Source organism: Streptomyces sp. ISL-100, from assembly GCF_018614615.1.
Taxonomy (GTDB): domain Bacteria; phylum Actinomycetota; class Actinomycetes; order Streptomycetales; family Streptomycetaceae; genus Streptomyces.
In genome coordinates, this window is sequence record NZ_JAGGOK010000041.1 from 1 (window position 1) to 16141 (window position 16141).

The window sequence follows — 16141 nt, forward strand, 5'->3', positions numbered from 1 at the left end:
TCTACGCGAGCATCTCGGGTCTGGTGCACGCCTTCGCCCTGGCGCGGGAGGACAAGGTGGCGGCCACGGCCCTGGCTCCGTACCTGAACGCCATCACCTCGATCCTGCCACCCATCGCGGCCGGTATGGCGACCGCGATCGACGCGGGCCAATATGACGGCGACGAGGCCAACCTGAGCATGATGACCGCGAGCGTCGACCACCTTCTGCACATGTCGCGTGACCGTGGCCTCGACACGGGCCAGCTGGAGGCGATCAAGGCCGTCGCCGACCGTGCGATCGCCAAGGGGCACGGCGCGGACGGCTGGGCGAGTACGTTCGAGGTGCTCAAGCTCAAGGGCTGACGTCCTTGCCTTGACGTCGGCGTCAAGGATTACCGTCGGGGCATGCGAATCGGCGAGCTGGCGGAGCGCGCGGGGACAACCACCCGCGCACTGCGCTACTACGAGTCCCGCGGGCTCCTCCCCGCCCGGCGCGCGGTCAACGGCTACCGCACGTACGACGAGGACGACCTGCGGCTCCTCCAGCAGATCCGGACCCTTCAGGACTTCGGGTTCGACCTGGAGGAGACCCGTCCCTTTGTGGACTGCCTGCGGGCCGGCCATCCGGCGGGGGACTCCTGCCCGGCCTCGCTCGACGTGTACCGGCGCAAGCTGGCCGAACTCGATGTGCTGATCGGTCAGTTGGACGCCGTACGCACAGAGGTGGGCGCCCAGCTCGCCCGAGCGGAGCTCGAAGCCGATGCGGCAGTGCCCGGTGGCCCCGAGCCGCGCTGTGAACTGACGGACTGACGGACTGAGGAGACATTGAGGGTGCGAGCAGTGGGTGTGGACGCGGTCACGGACGCGACCTTCGACGACGAGGTCCTGAAGGCCGGTCTTCCTGTTCTTGTGGAGTTCACGGCCGACTGGTGCGGGCCGTGCCGGCAGCTCGCGCCCGTACTCAGCGACGTGGCCCGGGAGGAAGCCGACCGGGTCAAGGTGGTTCAGCTGGATGTGGACTCGAATCCCGAGACGACGCTTCGGTACGGCGTGCTGTCGATGCCTACGCTCATCGTCTTCCGCGACGGCGAGCCCGTGAAGCAGATGGTCGGCGCCCGCCCCAAGCGAAAGCTCCTCCTGGAGCTGGCGGACGCGTAGCCGGGCGACACGCTGCCACAGGCAAAAGAAATACCCCGGGGAATTGACACCCGGGGTATTTCTCTGCGTATATTGAGCGTTTCCGTGACCTCGGCTAAATTGGGCCACAGAGGTGCCGCATGAACACAGTGTAGCTTGTTGGGAGCTGAATTGTCAACCGAGGAATTTCAGAAAGAGCAGGAATTCATCACCGGTCTCTACGCGCGCCTCGATGACCTGCGTGAAGAGGCAGAGGTCGCTGTGCAGTCCGCGTTGACGCAGGTGAGGACCGGCCAGCAGGCGAAGCTGGAGCGGGATGTGCTGGTGGCCGAGCAGTCCGGGCTGCTCGCCGCATTCAATGCGGGAGAGAGCGGGCTCTGCTTCGGGCGGCTCGACTTCCGGGACGGACGCCAATACCACATGGGGCGTATCGGAATCCGGCAGAACGACGCCGAGCGCACGCCACTCGTCGTCGACTGGCGGGCCGACATTGCCCGGCCCTTCTATCTCGCGACCGGTTATTCCCCGATGGGACTGCGCCGTCGGCGGCACATCACCACCGAAGGCCGCACCGTCACCGCTCTGCACGACGAAATCCTCGACCTGACCGACCCCACCCGCACCGGCTACGAGGGCTCCGCCGCCGACACCGTGCTGCTCGCCGCGCTGGACGCGGCCCGCTCCGGACGGATGCACGACATCGTGCAGACCATCCAGGCCGAGCAGGACCGCATCATCCGCGCCTCGCCCCAGGGCGTCCTCGTCGTCGAGGGCGGCCCCGGCACCGGAAAGACCGTCGTTGCCCTGCACCGCGCGGCGTATCTGCTGTACGCCCACCGTGAGCTGCTCGCCCGTCGCGGTGTGCTGATCGTCGGGCCGAATCCCGCCTTTCTCGCCTACATCGGCGAAGTGCTGCCCTCGCTCGGCGAGACCGGGGTCCTGCTGGCGACGGTCGGCGAGCTGTTCCCGGGCGTAACCGCCACCGGTACTGACACTGCCGCGGCCGCCGAGATCAAGGGCCGCCTCGCGATGGCGGACGCCCTCGCCCGCTTCGTGCGGGATCGGCAGACCGTGCCCCACCCGGGCATCGAGATCGAGCATGACGACGGCACGCTGGTGCTGGACCGGGCGATGGCGGAGGACGCCCGGGCCGCCGCCCGCGCGACCCTCCTGCCGCACAACCTCGCCCGCCCCCACTTCGCCTTCCGGATCATCGACGCGCTCACCGACCAGCTGGCCGACCGGATCGGCTACGACCCGTACGGCGGCCCCAACTTCCTCGGCCCCGACGACATCGCCCAGCTCGGCAAGGCCATCGCGCTCAGCGACGAGGTGCACGCGGCCATCGACTCGCTGTGGCCGCCGCTCACCCCGCGGCAGCTGGTTGCCGACTTCCTCGCCGATCCCGTTCATCTGCCCGACGCCGAAGCCGAGTTGATCCGGCGCGTCGGAGGCGAGTGGACGCCCGCCGACGTGCCGCTTCTCGACGAAGCCGCCGAACTGCTCGGCGAGGACGACTCGGCCGCGCGCGCGGCCGAGGAGGCCGAGCGGCAGCAGCGCATCGCGTACGCCCAGGGCGTGCTGGACGTCGCGTACGCCTCCCGCAGCTACGAGTTCGAGGACAAGCACGACGAAGACTCCGAGATCCTGGGCGCGCAGGACATCGTCGACGCCGAGCGGATGGCCGACCGCCACGAGGAGGCCGACCACCGCAGCGCCGCCGAACGGGCCGCCGCCGACCGCACCTGGGCCTTCGGCCACATCATCGTCGACGAGGCGCAGGAGCTGTCCGCCATGACCTGGCGGCTGCTGATGCGCCGCTGCCCGACGCGCTCCATGACGCTCGTCGGCGACCCGGCCCAGACCGGGGACGCGGCGGGCTGCGACTCCTGGCAGCAGATCCTCGACCCGTACGCCGGGAGCCGCTGGCAGCACACCCGGCTCGGCGTCAACTACCGCACGCCCGCCGAGATCATGGAGGTCGCGGCCGGTGTACGGCGGGCCGAGGACCCGGCCTTCGAGCCGCCCGGCTCGGTGCGCTCGACGGGGACGCGGCCCCGGGCGCGCGCCGCGGTGCCGGACGGCCTGGCCCGTACCGTCGCGGAAACGGTCGCGGACGAGGCACCGCAGGACGGGGCGGAGGAGGGGCGGCTGGCCGTCATCGCCCCGGCCGCGCTGCACGCGACACTGGCCGCCGCCCTTCCCGGCGCCGCGCACGGCCCCGCGCCCGACCTCACCAGGGCCGTCGTAATCCTCGACCCGCGGCAGGCTAAGGGCCTGGAGTTCGACACGGTGGTCGTCGTCGAGCCGGGACGGATCCTCGCCGGGTCGCCGCGCGGCGCCAACGACCTGTACGTGGCTCTGACCCGGGCCACGCAGCGCCTCACCGTCGTACATACGGGAGCCCTTCCCGAATGCCTCCGGGAAGGGCTCGCGCGGCTCGCGTAGGCAGGAAGGGGATCAGGCCGGCTTGAACCACACCGTCGCCAGCGGCGGCAGTGTCATCTCCAGGCTCGGCCGGCCTCCGTGCGCCCCGCCCGACTCCGGCTTGAGCGGTTCCGTATTGCGTACGTCGCTGCCGCCGTACCGGGCCGCGTCCGTGTTCAGGACCTCCGTCCAGGCCGGGATGAGGTCCGGGACGCAGAGCCGGTAGCCGTGGCGTACGACGGGCGAGAAGTTGGAGACGGCCAGCAGCGGGCCGCTCTTCGCGTCGAAGCGCAGGAACGCGAAGACATTGTCCTCGGCGGCGTCGCCCAGCACCCACGTGAAGCCGTCGGGGACCGTGTCCAGCTCCCACAGGGCGGGCGTGGCGACGTACAGCTGATTGAGGTCGCGGACCAGGTCACGTACGCCCCGGTGGTCCGGCTCCGCCGAGTACGACGGGTCCAGCAGCCACCAGTCGGGGCCATGCCCCTCCGACCACTCCGCTCCCTGGGCGAACTCCTGCCCCATGAAGAGGAGCTGCTTGCCGGGGTGCGCCCACATGTAGCCGAGGTACGCACGGTGATTGGCGCGTTGCTGCCACCAGTCGCCCGGCATCTTGCTCACCAGGGCCTGCTTGCCGTGCACCACCTCGTCGTGGGAGATGGGCAGCACGTAGTTCTCGCTGTAGGCGTACACCATCGAGAAGGTCATCTCGTTGTGGTGGTACTTGCGGTGCACGGGCTCCTTGCTGATGTACACGAGGGAGTCGTGCATCCAGCCCATGTTCCACTTCAGGCCGAAGCCGAGGCCGCCGCTGTCGGTCGGGCGGGTCACGCCGTCCCAGGCGGTGGACTCCTCGGCGATCGTCACGACGCCGGGGTTGCGGCGGTAGACGGTCGCGTTCATCTCCTGGAGGAAGGAGACGGCGTCCGGGTTGTCGCGGCCGCCGAACTCGTTGGGCGCCCATTCGCCGTGCTCGCGCGAGTAGTCGAGGTAGAGCATCGAGGCGACCGCGTCGACGCGCAGCCCGTCGATGTGGAACTCCTCGCACCAGTACGTGGCGTTGGCGACCAGGAAGTTACGGACCTCCGGGCGCCCGTAGTCGAATTCGAGCGTGCCCCAGTCGGGGTGCTCGGCGCGCCGCCAGTCCTCGTGCTCGTACAGGTTCGGGCCGTCGAACCGCGCCAGTGCCCAGTCGTCCTTCGGGAAGTGGGCCGGGACCCAGTCCATGATGACGCCGATGCCGGCCCGGTGCAGCGCGTCGACCAGGTGGCGGAAGTCGTCGGGCGTGCCCATGCGGGCGGTCGGGGCGTACAGGCCGGTGACCTGGTAGCCCCACGACCCGCCGAAGGGGTGCTCGGCGACCGGCATCAGTTCGACGTGGGTGAAGCCGAGGTCGGCGACGTAGGAGGGGAGCTGGTCGGCCAGCTCGCGGTAGCTCAGGCCGGGCCGCCAGGAGGCGAGATGCACCTCGTAGACGGAGAACGGCGCCTTGTGGATCGGCCGGTCGGCGCGGTGCGCCATCCACTCCTGGTCGCGCCAGGTGTGGTGTGAGGCCGTCACGATCGACGCGTTGGCGGGCGGGCACTCGGTGCGGCGGGCCATCGGGTCGGCGCGCATCGTGTGACTGCCGTCGGGACGCATGATCTCGAACTTGTAGAGCGTGCCCTCGCCGACGCCCGGCACGAACAGCTCCCAGACGCCGGACGAGCCGAGGGAGCGCATCGGGAACCCGGTGCCGTTCCAGTAGTTGAAGTCGCCGACGACGCGTACGCCGCGGGCGTTCGGCGCCCAGACGGTGAAGCGGGTGCCGGTGACGCCCTGGTGGACCATCGGCTGCGCGCCGAGCGCCTGCCACAGCTCCTCGTGGCGGCCCTCGCCGATGAGGTAGAGGTCGAGCTCGCCGAGGGCGGGGAGGAAGCGGTACGGGTCCTGGACCTCGTGTTCGGTGCCGTCGTACGTGACGAGCAGGGTGTACTCCGGCGGGACGGCGTCCAGGGGCAGTACGCCGGAGAAGAGGCCGTCGCCGTCGTCGTGGAGTGGAGTGCGGTGGCCGTCGGCCAGGACGGTGACGGCCTGGGCGAAGGGGCGCAGCGTGCGGAAGATGATGCCGGTGGGTGCGTTTGGTTCTTGGAACGGGTGGGCGCCCAGGAGGCCGTGCGGGTCGTGGTGACCGCCGGAGAGCAGCCGGTCCCTGTCACTGCCTTCGAGGGCTCCCGGCCGCCGCTTCTTGGGCGTGGGGGGCTTCGCGGGGGTGCCGCTCTCGGCGTCCTGCACGGCCTTCGGCGCGGAGTCCGGCGGCCCTTCCGCCGGCTGCGGGGCCCGGCGCGGCTTGGCGGACTTGGCCGGCTGCGCCTTCGAACCCCCGCGCGCGCCGGTGCCCGGTCCGCGCCCGGACTCGGCGTCCTGGGCGGCCTTGGGCGCGGAGTCGGGCGGCCCTTCCGCCGGCTGCGTGGCCTGCGGCGACTTGGCGGCCTTGGGCTTTGCGGCCCGGGCGGGCTTGCGCGGCTGCGGGGAGGCCTCGGCGGCCTGCGTGGCCTCGGCGGCCTCGGCCGGCTTCGGGGCCGTGGCGCGCTTGGCGCGCTTCCGGGGCGGGGTGGGCGGATTGGACGGTGCGGGCTGCTCGGCGTCTGCGGACTTGCGGGACGGTGGACGGGGGGTCACGGGTGCGGCCTCCTCGGGAGGATCCGGTCGGGTGCGGTGGACGGGGTCGGGTTGGCTGAATCGCGCCACGCGAAGGGGCGCGGGCACGGCGGTCCGGCCGCGCGCCGGAGCCACAGGCGGCTACGGCCGCCCCCGGCCAACTGGGGTGCGCGAAGCCCCCGGAGGCCGCCGTAACTGGGGCTCCGCCCCAGACCCCGGTCCTCAAACGCCGGACGCGCCGAAGACGCCCGGCGGGCTGGGGTTTTCAGCCCGGCCGGCGTTTGAGGCCTTCGGGAAGGGGCGGGGTGGGGAAAGAAGGGATCCGCCGGACGGTCAGGAAGTGGAGTTGACCGGAGCTGGGTCATGGTGTGGGTCCCGGGGAGCGGTCGTTGGCCGGGGGCGGGGCGGTGGTGCGGTGGGTGGTGTCCGAGGGCGCGGCCGGACTGGTGTGTGCGCCCGCGCCCGGGGGCCGGGTGGGGGCGTTGTGCGCGCCCGTGCCCGGAGGGCGGGCGGGGGCGGTGTCCCGGCGGAGGCCAGGGGTGCGGGCCGCGGGTGGCGCCGGGGACGAGGCCAGGCGGTGGATGGCCGCCAGGGGGACCGGGAGCCAGTCCGGGCGGTGCCTGGCCTCGTAGAGGACCTCGTACACCGCCTTGTCCGTCTCGTACGCCCGCAGCAATTCCGGTTCCTCGCGCGGGTCCGTGCCCGAGGCGAACGCGTAACCCGCGCAGAACGCCTCGCGGCACCGCGTCGCCCACTCCGCGTTCCACGGCTGGTGGGAGCGGGCGGCGTAGTCGAAGGAACGCAACATGCCCGCCACGTCACGTACGACCGGCTGCGGGCGGCGCCGCTCCGTGAGCGGGCGCGACGGCTCGCCCTCGAAGTCGATCACCGACCACTCGCCGCCCGGCGCCCGAAGCGTCTGGCCCAGGTGCAGGTCGCCGTGGACGCGTTGGGCCGGCCACGCCCGCCCCGCCCGCCCCCGCGCCGCGAACGCGTCGAAGGCGGTGCGCAGCGCCGGGACGTACGGGACCAGCGCCGGCACCGCCTGCGCCGCCGCGTCGAGGCGCTCGGTCATCGCCGCGGCCAGCAGCTCCGTCTGTTGCCGGCGCAGGGTCACCGTCGGCAGGGCTACGGCCAGCGCGGTGTGCACCTCTGCGGTGGCCCGGCCCAGGGCCTGTGCGTCGGCGGTGAAGTCGTTGCCGACGGCGAGGGCCCGCAGCGCGCGCTGCCAGCCGTCCTCCGAGCCGCGCAGGAAGGGCTGGAGGACCCCGAGGGTGTACGGCTCGTACGGATCGTCCGCGTTGTCGGCCTCGTACCAGGCGACCGGAGCCGGCACCCGGTCGCAGCCCTTGTGGGCCAGTGCCAGCGGCAGCTCCAGATCGGGGTTGGAGCCGGGGCTGACCCGGCGGAACACCTTGAGGATGAACGAATCTCCATAGACGAGCGAGGAGTTGGACTGTTCGGCGCCCAGTGGCCTGGGAGTGAGACCGGGCGGGATGTCCACCGACGGGTCGCGCTCGAAGCGCAGCGCGCCCGGTGCGCCCGTGTTGCGCAGCCGTTCCAGCAGCAGCCCGGCCAGGCGCGGGTCGAGTAGTGCGTCGTAGACCGTGAGGCCGGCCAGCGGCCCCTCCTGGACGTGACCGATCAGGGCCGGCGCCAGGCGCGGCGGCAGCGCGGACCGTACACCGAGCAGCAGTTGATAGCAGTCGGCGACCGGCGGCGCCGGTGGGCCGTGGCTGGGCCCGGCGGGCTGCTGGACGCTCACCAGCAGATGCAGCAGGCCGGGCCCACCCGAGGCCCCCGCGCCGGAACCGCCTCTGGCGGGCAGCAGTTCCGTGGCGGCGACGAGTGAGAATCCGGTGACCGGGCGCCCCTTGCCCGCGAACCACCGCTGCCTGGGCAGCCATTCGTGCAGCAGTGGCGCCAGCGAGGGGAGCAGCGCCGGTGGAGGGGCTGGAGGAGTGGCGCGGCGGGCGGCCGTACTCCGGATGGATGCAGCCTCCGACATGGCATCGCGTCCTTTCCCCGGGCACACCACAGGATGCGCAGAGTGTCCCGGATTGCGACCGTAGCTGTCCGGGCGGTGCGTGGGGTTCTCCCCGCAGCCGAAACGCGGGAAGTGTCGGGTCGGGGATCGTCCGTACGGACCCGATATGAGGGGGAGAGTGCCCAAGGCGGGGCGGTGGAAACCGCCCCGCACCGGACGGGAATTCAGACGCGCTTGGCCGGCAGCGGCGCCGGGTCCTTGCGCAGCCGGAACCAGTAGAAGCCGTGACCTGCGAGGGTCAGCAGATACGGCCATTCGCCGATGGCCGGGAAACGCACCCCGCCGATCAGCTCGACCGGATGCCGTCCGTTGAAGGTCTGGAGATCCAGTTCCGTCGGCTGCGGGAAACGCGAGAAGTTGTGGACGCACAGCACCAGGTCGTCCTTGTACTCGCGCAGGAATGCGATGACCGCGGGGTTGGTCGACGGCAGCTCCGTGTACGAGCCGAGTCCGAAGGCGTGGTTCTGCTTGCGGATCTCGATCATCCGCCGGGTCCAGTGCAGCAGCGAGGAGGGCGAGGTCATCGCGGCTTCGACGTTGGTGACCTGGTACCCGTAGACCGGGTCCATGATCGTGGGGAGGAAGAGCCGTCCCGGGTCACAGGACGAGAAGCCGGCGTTGCGGTCGGGCGTCCACTGCATGGGTGTGCGTACGGCGTCCCGGTCGCCCAGCCAGATGTTGTCGCCCATCCCGATCTCGTCGCCGTAGTAGAGGATCGGCGATCCGGGGAGGGACAGGAGCAGAGCCGTGAACAGCTCGATCTGGTTGCGGTCGTTGTCGAGGAGGGGAGCCAGCCGCCTGCGGATGCCGATGTTGGCGCGCATCCGTGGGTCCTTGGCGTACTCCGCGTACATGTAGTCGCGCTCTTCGTCCGTGACCATTTCGAGGGTCAGCTCGTCGTGGTTGCGCAGGAAGATGCCCCACTGGCAGTTGGACGGGATGGCCGGGGTCTTGGCCAGGACTTCCGAGACCGGGTAGCGCGATTCGCGGCGTACGGCCATGAAGATGCGGGGCATGACGGGGAAGTGGAATGCCATGTGGCACTCGTCGCCGCCCTTTTTGAAGTCGCCGAAGTAGTCGACGACGTCTTCAGGCCACTGGTTGGCCTCGGCGAGGATCACGGTGTCGGGGTACGACGCGTCGATCTCGGTCCGTACCCGCTTCAGGAACTCGTGGGTACGGGGGAGGTTCTCGCAGTTTGTGCCCTCCTCCTGGTAGAGGTAGGGGACGGCGTCGAGGCGGAAGCCGTCGATGCCCAGATCCAGCCAGAAGCGCAGGGCCGAGATCATTTCTTCCTGCACGGCCGGGTTCTCGTAGTTGAGATCCGGCTGGTGGGAGAAGAAGCGGTGCCAGAAGTACTGCTTGCGGACCGGGTCGAAGGTCCAGTTGGACGTCTCGGTGTCGACGAAGATGATCCGGGCGTCCTGGTACTGCTTGTCGTCGTCGGCCCAGACGTAGTAGTCGCCGTAGGGGCCGTCCGGGTCGGACCGCGACTCCTGGAACCACGGGTGCTGGTCACTCGTGTGGTTCATGACAAAGTCGATGATGACGCGCATGCCGCGGTGGTGTGCGGCGTCCACGAACTCCACGAAGTCGGCGAGGTCACCGAACTCGGGGAGGACGGACGTGTAGTCGGAGACGTCGTAACCGCCGTCTCGCAGCGGGGACTTGAAGAACGGCGGCAGCCAGAGGCAGTCGACACCGAGCCACTGGAGGTAGTCCAGCTTGGCGGTGATGCCCTTGAGGTCACCTACGCCGTCTCCATTGCTGTCCTGGAAGGAGCGGACGAGCACCTCGTAGAACACGGCGCGTTTGAACCACTCGGGATCGCGGTCCTTGGCGGGAGTGTCCTCGAATGTGTCGTGGACGGGCTCGTTGACGATCATGATGTGGGTGACCCTCCGATCGGCGGGGACGGTCGCAGGACGACGATGTGCGCGGGCGTACGGCCCGGCTCGAGGCGCACATAGTTGGCCCTGCCCCAGTGGTAGGTCTCGCCGGTGAGCTCGTCGCGCACCGGGACGGAATCGGACCAGTCGAGGCCGAGTTCCGGCATGTCCAACGAGACCGTGGCCTCCTGGGTGTGGTGCGGGTCGAGGTTGACGACCACCACAACGATGTTCGAACCCGAGCGCTTCGAGTACGCGATGACGGCGTCGTTGTCGGCATGGTGGAAGTGCAGGTCACGCAGCTGCTGGAGCGCCGGATGGCGGCGGCGCAGACGGTTCAGAGTGGTGATCAGCGGGGCGATCGAGCGGCCCTCGCGCTCCGCCGACTCCCAGTCGCGGGGCCGCAGTTGGTACTTCTCCGAGTCGAGGTACTCCTCGCTGCCCGGCTTGGCCGGAGTGTTCTCGCACAGCTCGTAGCCCGCGTACACGCCCCAGGACGGCGCCAGGGTGGCGGCGAGCACGGCGCGTGCTTCGAATGCGGGACGGCCGCCCTGCTGGAGGTAGGCGTGCAGGATGTCCGGGGTGTTCACGAAGAAGTTCGGGCGCATGTACGAAGCGGCCTCGCCGGTGAGCTCCGTGAGGTACTCGGTCAGTTCGTGCTTGGTGTTGCGCCACGTGAAGTACGTGTACGACTGCTGGAAGCCGATCGCGCCGAGGGTGTGCATCATCGCGGGGCGGGTGAAGGCCTCGGCGAGGAAGATGACGTCGGGGTCGGTGCGGTTGATGTCCGCGATGACCTTCTCCCAGAAGACCACCGGCTTGGTGTGCGGATTGTCGACGCGGAAGATCCGTACGCCGTGGCTCATCCACAGCCGCAGCACCCTGAGCGTTTCCTTGACCAGGCCCGGCATGTCGGCGTCGAACGCGATCGGGTAGATGTCCTGGTACTTCTTCGGGGGGTTCTCGGCGTACGCGATCGAGCCGTCGGCGCGGTGGTGGAACCACTCGGGGTGCTCGGTGACCCAGGGGTGGTCCGGCGAGCACTGCAGCGCGAAGTCCAGCGCGATCTCCATGCGCAGGTCGTGGGCGCGCGCGACGAAGGCGTCGAAGTCCTTGAACGTACCGAGGTCCGGGTGGATCGCGTCGTGGCCGCCGGCCGCCGAGCCGATCGCCCACGGCACACCGACGTCCTTGGCCGACGCCGAAAGCGTGTTGTTGGGACCCTTGCGATGGGTGGTGCCGATGGGGTGGATGGGCGGCAGGTACACCACGTCGAAGCCCATCGCGGCGACGGCGGGCAGCCGCTCGGCGGCTGTCTTGAACGTTCCGCTCTTCTGCTTGCCCCTCTTGTCGGTACGGACGCCCTCCGAACGCGGGAAGAACTCGTACCAGCTTCCGTAGAGCGCGCGCTCGCGCTCGACCAGCAGCGGCATCTCGGGCGACGACGTGACCAGCTCGCGCAGCGGGTGGCGGCCGAGCGCGGCCTCCGCTTCGGGGTCGAGCGCGGCGGCCAGCCGGACGGCCGGGGGCTTCTTGGTGTTGCGCAGCGCGTCTACGGCGGCCAGGACGGCCTCGCGGCCGTCCTTCTTCGGCACACCGGACGCGGCGCGCTCATAGAGCTCCGCACCCTCCGCGAGTACGAGTTCGGTGTCCTGGCCCGCCGGGATCTTGATCCGGGCGTTGTGGCGCCAGGTCGCCACGGGGTCCGACCAGGCCTCCACGGCGTACGTCCACTGCCCCTCGGCGAGAGGCGTCACGCGCGCCCCCCACCGGTCGGTGCCCGGCGCGAGCTCGCGCATCGGGGTCCAGGGGCCCTCCCGGCCCGCCGGGTCACGCAGGACGACATTGGCGGCGACGGCGTCGTGGCCCTCGCGGAAGACGGTGGCGGTGACTTCGAACGTCTCACCGGCCACCGCCTTCGCCGGCCTTCTGCCGCAGTCGACGGCGGGACGTACGTCCAGGACAGGGATGCGACCGATCATTGGCTCACCTGGGGGCTGTGCGGCCGCGGACGAGCGCGGCTCGCGTTCGGGGGATTTCTTGGGTTCTGTTCTTTTTATCTGCTCCGTTGGCGACTGGCGGGGTGCGGGCATCACCGCTCCTGTCCACGTTCACTCGGGTGGACCGACTTGGACGGACTTGGGACGCGTGGGGGGTGCGTACCGTGTGTACCGGAGGAGCCTTCCCTCGTACGTCGGGTGCGCAATCCGGGGCTTTGTTAACTACTGCCGCGTAACGGTGGCTAAAAAAACTGGGCCCCGGGATGCGTAAGGGTGGGGAAAAGAAACGGCCCCACCTTTCGGGCGGGGCCGGTTCGTTCTGCGGTGTTTGTTTTGCGGTGTGCGGTGTGCGGTGTGTGTTGTGCCGTTCGGATCAGTTGTTGACTTGGAGCAGGCGGTTCGGCGTGGCGAGACCCGCGCCCGTGACCTTGCCCTGGACCGCCTTCGCGGTCAGCGCCGCGCTCACGGCCGCCGGGGTCGCCGACGCGTGGTCGGCCAGATACAGCGCCGCCGCGCCCGCCACGTGCGGGGTCGCCATCGACGTACCGGATATGGTCTTTGTCGCCGTGTCACCCGTGTTCCAGGTGGACGAGATCGCCACGCCGGGAGCGAACAGGTCGAGACCCGGGCCCCAGTTGGAGAAGCTCGCGCGCGCGTCCTTGACGTCCGTCGCGCCGACCGTGACAGCTTCCGCGACGCGGGCCGGCGAGTACAGGTTCGTCGGCAGCCCGTCGTTGCCCGCCGCGACCGCGTACGTGACGCCGGACGCGATCGAGTTGCGTACCGCCGCGTCCAGCTGGGCGTTGGCGTAACCGCCGAGGCTCATGTTCGCCACGGCGGGCTTCCTGGCGTTCTTGGTCACCCAGTCGATACCCGCGATCACCTGGGCCGTCGTACCGGAGCCCGCGTTGTCGAGCACCCGTACGCCGACGACCTTGGCCTTCTTCGCGACGCCGTACTGCCCGCCCGCGACGGTGCCGGCGACGTGCGTGCCGTGGCCGTTGCCGTCCTGGGCGGTGGCGTCGTTCTCGACGAAGTCCCAGCCGCTGCTCGCCCGGCCGCCGAAGTCCTTGTGGGACGTGCGGATGCCGGTGTCGATGACGTACACCTTCACGCCGCTGCCGGCGCTCTCGGGATAGGTGTACGACTTGTTCAGGGGGAGGCCGGGCTGGTCGAGCCGGTCCAGGCCCCAGGTCGGGTTCGTCTGGGTTTGGTCCAGTGACACCATGGTGTCCTGGACCACGGAGGCGACGTTCGGATCGGCTGCCAGGCGCTTGGCCTGCGCCTCGGTCGCTCTCACCGCGTAACCGTTGAGCGCGGTGCTGTACGTGTGACGGATGTCCGCCCCGTACTGCTCCGCGAGGTCGCTGCCGGCCTCGGACGGAGCCAGGATTCCGCCCGAGCCCGTCTTCAGCGTGACGATGTAACTGCCGCCGACCGAGCCGGGTGAACCGGCTCCCAGTATTCGCCCCTCGGCGGGGGCGGCCTGCGCGGGCAGCGTGATGGCCGAAAGAACCGCTGCCGTGGTGGCAGCGGTGACGGCCCCCGCAAGACGCAGGCGAGTATTTCGCGTTTGTGCCATGTGCTGAGTCACCTCCTCAACTTGGCGCACGTGCTGCGGAGTTGGCCGGCCCTCGCTGCCGGTCCCCCGTGGTGCTGGCCACAGACGATGCCTGTGGAAGCCTCTCGTGCGCTGTGAAGCACTACAAGACCGCACGTGGGGGCGGAATTGGCCATATCACCGGTGAGGGCATTGAGGAGGTGATCACTCATGTCGTCCGCAGGTCGTCCAGAACGAGGAGACCTCGGACCGGACTAGGAGGCCGTGGCCGCTTCGTCCGACCAGATCTGCCACGGCTGCCTGGCCACCCACTCGTCCACCGGCGCCGGCTTCACGGAAAGTGCCTCGACGGAGCTGCCGTCGTCGCCGGCCATCAGCTCGGGGCCCGCGCCGCTCGCCATGTAGTGGTAGATGCCCGCCACACCGGCCGCCCCCTCGGGGCCGATGACCTGCGCCAGTCCCTCTTCGAAGACGTGCGGCGGGAGCGCCACGTAGCTCACGTCGCGGCCGAGGCCCTGCGCGAACGCGTCCGCGAGCTCGTCGCCGGTCAGACTCTGCGAGCCGCCGATGTCCAGCGTGCGGCCGGCGACACCGTCCACGGTCAGCGCCGCGTACACCGCCTCGGCGAGATCCCGGTGGGAGATCCACGCGGTCTTGGTGTCGGCGGGCAGCGGGTAGGCGAGCACGCCGTCCTTCGCCAGCGCCGGGCCGTTCCACGGGCTGAAGAGGTTGTCGAGGTAGACCGGCGGCCGCAGCACGACCAGCTCCACCCCGCTGCCGCGCAGGCTCTCCCGCAGCACCGTCTCAGCGAGCCGCCGCGTCTCGAAGGCCGCCACATTGGTGGAGGCCTCGGGGACGCGTGTGTTGGCGTTGTAGACGACCCTGCGCAGTCCGACCTCACGGGCGGCGTCCGCGATGTTTCGCGCGTACGTCCGGACCGTCTCGGTGTCGTACACCAGTGGCATCACGACCGAGGCGTGCGTGGCGCCCTCGAAGAGGTGGCGTACGTCGTCGGGGTTCGCGAGGTCGCCGGCGATGAAGGCCGCTCCCTCCAGCTCGGGGCGCTCGCCCTCGGGCTTGCGGGTCAGTGTGCGGATGCGGTGGTTCCGCTCGGCCAGCAGACGGGCGACCGCGCCACCCTGGAAGCCGGTCGCCCCCACGACCGCGACGCGCATCGAAATCTGATCGGACATGAGTGTGTAGAGCCCTTCGATAGGGTGAGGCTGTTGCCGTGAACGGCCTTTCCAGGCTGGCGGCGGGGGCTTCGGCCGATCAATTAACAAACCGGGGCGAGGGTTGAGGGATCGTCCAATGGACGGCATGGAACGTGCAGGCCACGATGGTGAAGACCTGCTCAGCGAGCTGCTGAAGCCCTTGCGTCTCACCGGCGTTTTCGACAGCCGCTGGCATGTGAACGCCCCGTGGGCGATCGAGGGTGACGCCGAGCAGAGTTGCGCCGTACTCCACTACATCGTCGAGGGCGGCTGCTGGATCAGCGGTGAGGGCCAGACCGCTCTCGAACTGAACGCGGGCGACCTCGCCGTCTTCCCGACCGGGACCGCGCACCGGCTCTCCGACCGGCCGGACCGGCAGGGTGTGCCGTTGCGGGCCGTGCTTCCCGAGCGGCAGCCCGGCACGTCCGGCGAGATCAGGATCGAGGGCAGCGGGCCCGCGAGCCGGCTGCTGTGCGCCGGGCTGCACTACGACGCGAGCGCCGCCACGGGCCTTTACAAGGCGCTGCCGTGGGCCCTGGTCCTCGACGGCCCGCAGGTCGCCGCCGAGCCGCTGCTGCGGGACACGTTGCGCCTGCTCGCGGCCCCGGACCGGCCCGTCGGGCCGGGCGACCGGCTCATCACACTCCGCGCGTTCGAGATGGCACTGGTGCTCGCGCTGCGGCCGCTGCTGCGGGAACTGGCGGACAACCCGGCCGCGCTGCCGGTGCTTCGCCACCCCGGCATCAGCAGGGCCATGGTGATCATCGCGACCCGGTTCGCGGAGCCGTGGACGATCGAGTCCCTGGCCAAGGAGGTCGGCATGTCGAGGTCGGCCTTCACCGCCGCCTTCCGCAGTCTCGTCGGGGACGCGCCGGCGCGGCATCTGACGGGGCGGCGGATGCAGGAGGCGGCGCGGTTGCTGGGGGAGACGACGGTGGCGCAGTCGGCGGTGCCGCAGCGGGTCGGTTACCAGAGCTCTGTGGGCTTCCACCTTGCGTTCCGCAAATGGTTCGGGAAGACGCCGGGGGAGTACCGGATCGCGGCCGGCCTGGCGTGAGGGCGTGCCGCTGCGCGGGGTCGCCATAGCCGGACGGCTCCTGTGGAGCCCCTCCGGCGATTGAGGAGCGGGGTCCGGGGCAGCGCCCCTCACGCGGCGGAGCCGCAAAGTGTCACAGCGGGAAGTGGCGGGTCGGGGAAAGCCCCCGCAGGGCCCGCCGCCCGCGTCGCACCGGCTGGCCGGTTCAT

The 16141-nt window shown here is 70.3% G+C and carries 10 protein-coding genes and 1 pseudogene; 5 read left to right on the top strand and 6 right to left on the bottom strand.

The window, feature by feature from the left end; genetic code table 11:
• The 4 genes and pseudogenes from J7E89_RS18265 to J7E89_RS18280 all read left to right on the top strand — a co-directional run.
• Positions 1–344, top strand: a pseudogene (locus J7E89_RS18265) (NAD(P)-dependent oxidoreductase); the annotation flags it as partial.
• A gap of 42 nt (positions 345–386) precedes the next feature.
• Complete coding sequence (locus J7E89_RS18270; RefSeq protein ID WP_214974771.1) at positions 387–791, top strand: MerR family transcriptional regulator; 405 nt, start codon at positions 387–389, stop codon at positions 789–791.
• A 21-nt stretch (positions 792–812) separates the two neighbouring features.
• Positions 813–1139, top strand: coding sequence for a thioredoxin (gene trxA / locus J7E89_RS18275; protein WP_308315515.1), 327 nt, complete (start codon positions 813–815; stop codon positions 1137–1139).
• A gap of 150 nt (positions 1140–1289) precedes the next feature.
• Positions 1290–3566, top strand: a complete 2277-nt coding sequence (locus J7E89_RS18280) for a UvrD-helicase domain-containing protein (protein ID WP_214974772.1) — start codon at positions 1290–1292, stop codon at positions 3564–3566.
• 12 nt (positions 3567–3578) lie between these two features.
• Here J7E89_RS18280 and glgB read toward each other — a convergent pair whose 3' ends face one another.
• The 6 genes from glgB to J7E89_RS18310 all read right to left on the bottom strand — a co-directional run bounded on the left by glgB (position 3579) and on the right by J7E89_RS18310 (position 14875).
• Positions 3579–6206 carry a 1,4-alpha-glucan branching enzyme gene (gene glgB / locus J7E89_RS18285; RefSeq protein WP_214974773.1) on the bottom strand — a complete coding sequence of 876 codons (2628 nt, stop codon included), beginning with the start codon at positions 6204–6206 and terminating at the stop codon, positions 3579–3581.
• 340 nt (positions 6207–6546) lie between these two features.
• On the bottom strand, positions 6547–8193 hold the full coding sequence (locus J7E89_RS18290) for a maltokinase (protein ID WP_214974774.1): 1647 nt from the start codon (positions 8191–8193) through the stop codon (positions 6547–6549).
• 203 nt (positions 8194–8396) lie between these two features.
• Positions 8397–10118 (bottom strand): maltose alpha-D-glucosyltransferase, encoded by a 1722-nt coding sequence (gene treS / locus J7E89_RS18295; protein WP_214974775.1) that lies wholly within the window; start codon positions 10116–10118, stop codon positions 8397–8399.
• Positions 10115–12103: an alpha-1,4-glucan--maltose-1-phosphate maltosyltransferase gene (locus J7E89_RS18300; RefSeq protein ID WP_214974776.1), complete on the bottom strand. Its 1989-nt coding sequence runs from the start codon at positions 12101–12103 to the stop codon at positions 10115–10117. The genes treS and J7E89_RS18300 overlap by 4 nt, the downstream gene beginning before the upstream one ends.
• A 391-nt stretch (positions 12104–12494) precedes the next feature.
• Positions 12495–13703 (bottom strand): S8 family peptidase, encoded by a 1209-nt coding sequence (locus J7E89_RS18305; RefSeq protein ID WP_214974777.1) that lies wholly within the window; start codon positions 13701–13703, stop codon positions 12495–12497.
• Between the two features lie 233 nt (positions 13704–13936).
• Positions 13937–14875 (bottom strand): SDR family oxidoreductase, encoded by a 939-nt coding sequence (locus J7E89_RS18310; protein ID WP_214974779.1) that lies wholly within the window; start codon positions 14873–14875, stop codon positions 13937–13939.
• A 127-nt stretch (positions 14876–15002) separates the two neighbouring features.
• On the opposite strand from J7E89_RS18310, the gene J7E89_RS18315 reads away from it, so the two are divergent.
• On the top strand, positions 15003–15953 hold the full coding sequence (locus J7E89_RS18315; protein ID WP_214974782.1) for an AraC family transcriptional regulator: 951 nt from the start codon (positions 15003–15005) through the stop codon (positions 15951–15953).
• Positions 15954–16141: the final 188 nt, after the last annotated feature.

Coding starts and splice junctions, on each gene's coding strand:
- J7E89_RS18270 (WP_214974771.1), top strand. CDS start 387: ATGCGAATCGGCGAGCTGGCGGAGCGCGCGGGGACAACCACCCGCGCA.
- J7E89_RS18290 (WP_214974774.1), bottom strand. CDS start 8,193: ATGTCGGAGGCTGCATCCATCCGGAGTACGGCCGCCCGCCGCGCCACT.
- treS (WP_214974775.1), bottom strand. CDS start 10,118: ATGATCGTCAACGAGCCCGTCCACGACACATTCGAGGACACTCCCGCC.
- J7E89_RS18300 (WP_214974776.1), bottom strand. CDS start 12,103: ATGATCGGTCGCATCCCTGTCCTGGACGTACGTCCCGCCGTCGACTGC.
- J7E89_RS18305 (WP_214974777.1), bottom strand. CDS start 13,703: ATGGCACAAACGCGAAATACTCGCCTGCGTCTTGCGGGGGCCGTCACC.
- J7E89_RS18310 (WP_214974779.1), bottom strand. CDS start 14,875: ATGTCCGATCAGATTTCGATGCGCGTCGCGGTCGTGGGGGCGACCGGC.
- J7E89_RS18315 (WP_214974782.1), top strand. CDS start 15,003: ATGGAACGTGCAGGCCACGATGGTGAAGACCTGCTCAGCGAGCTGCTG.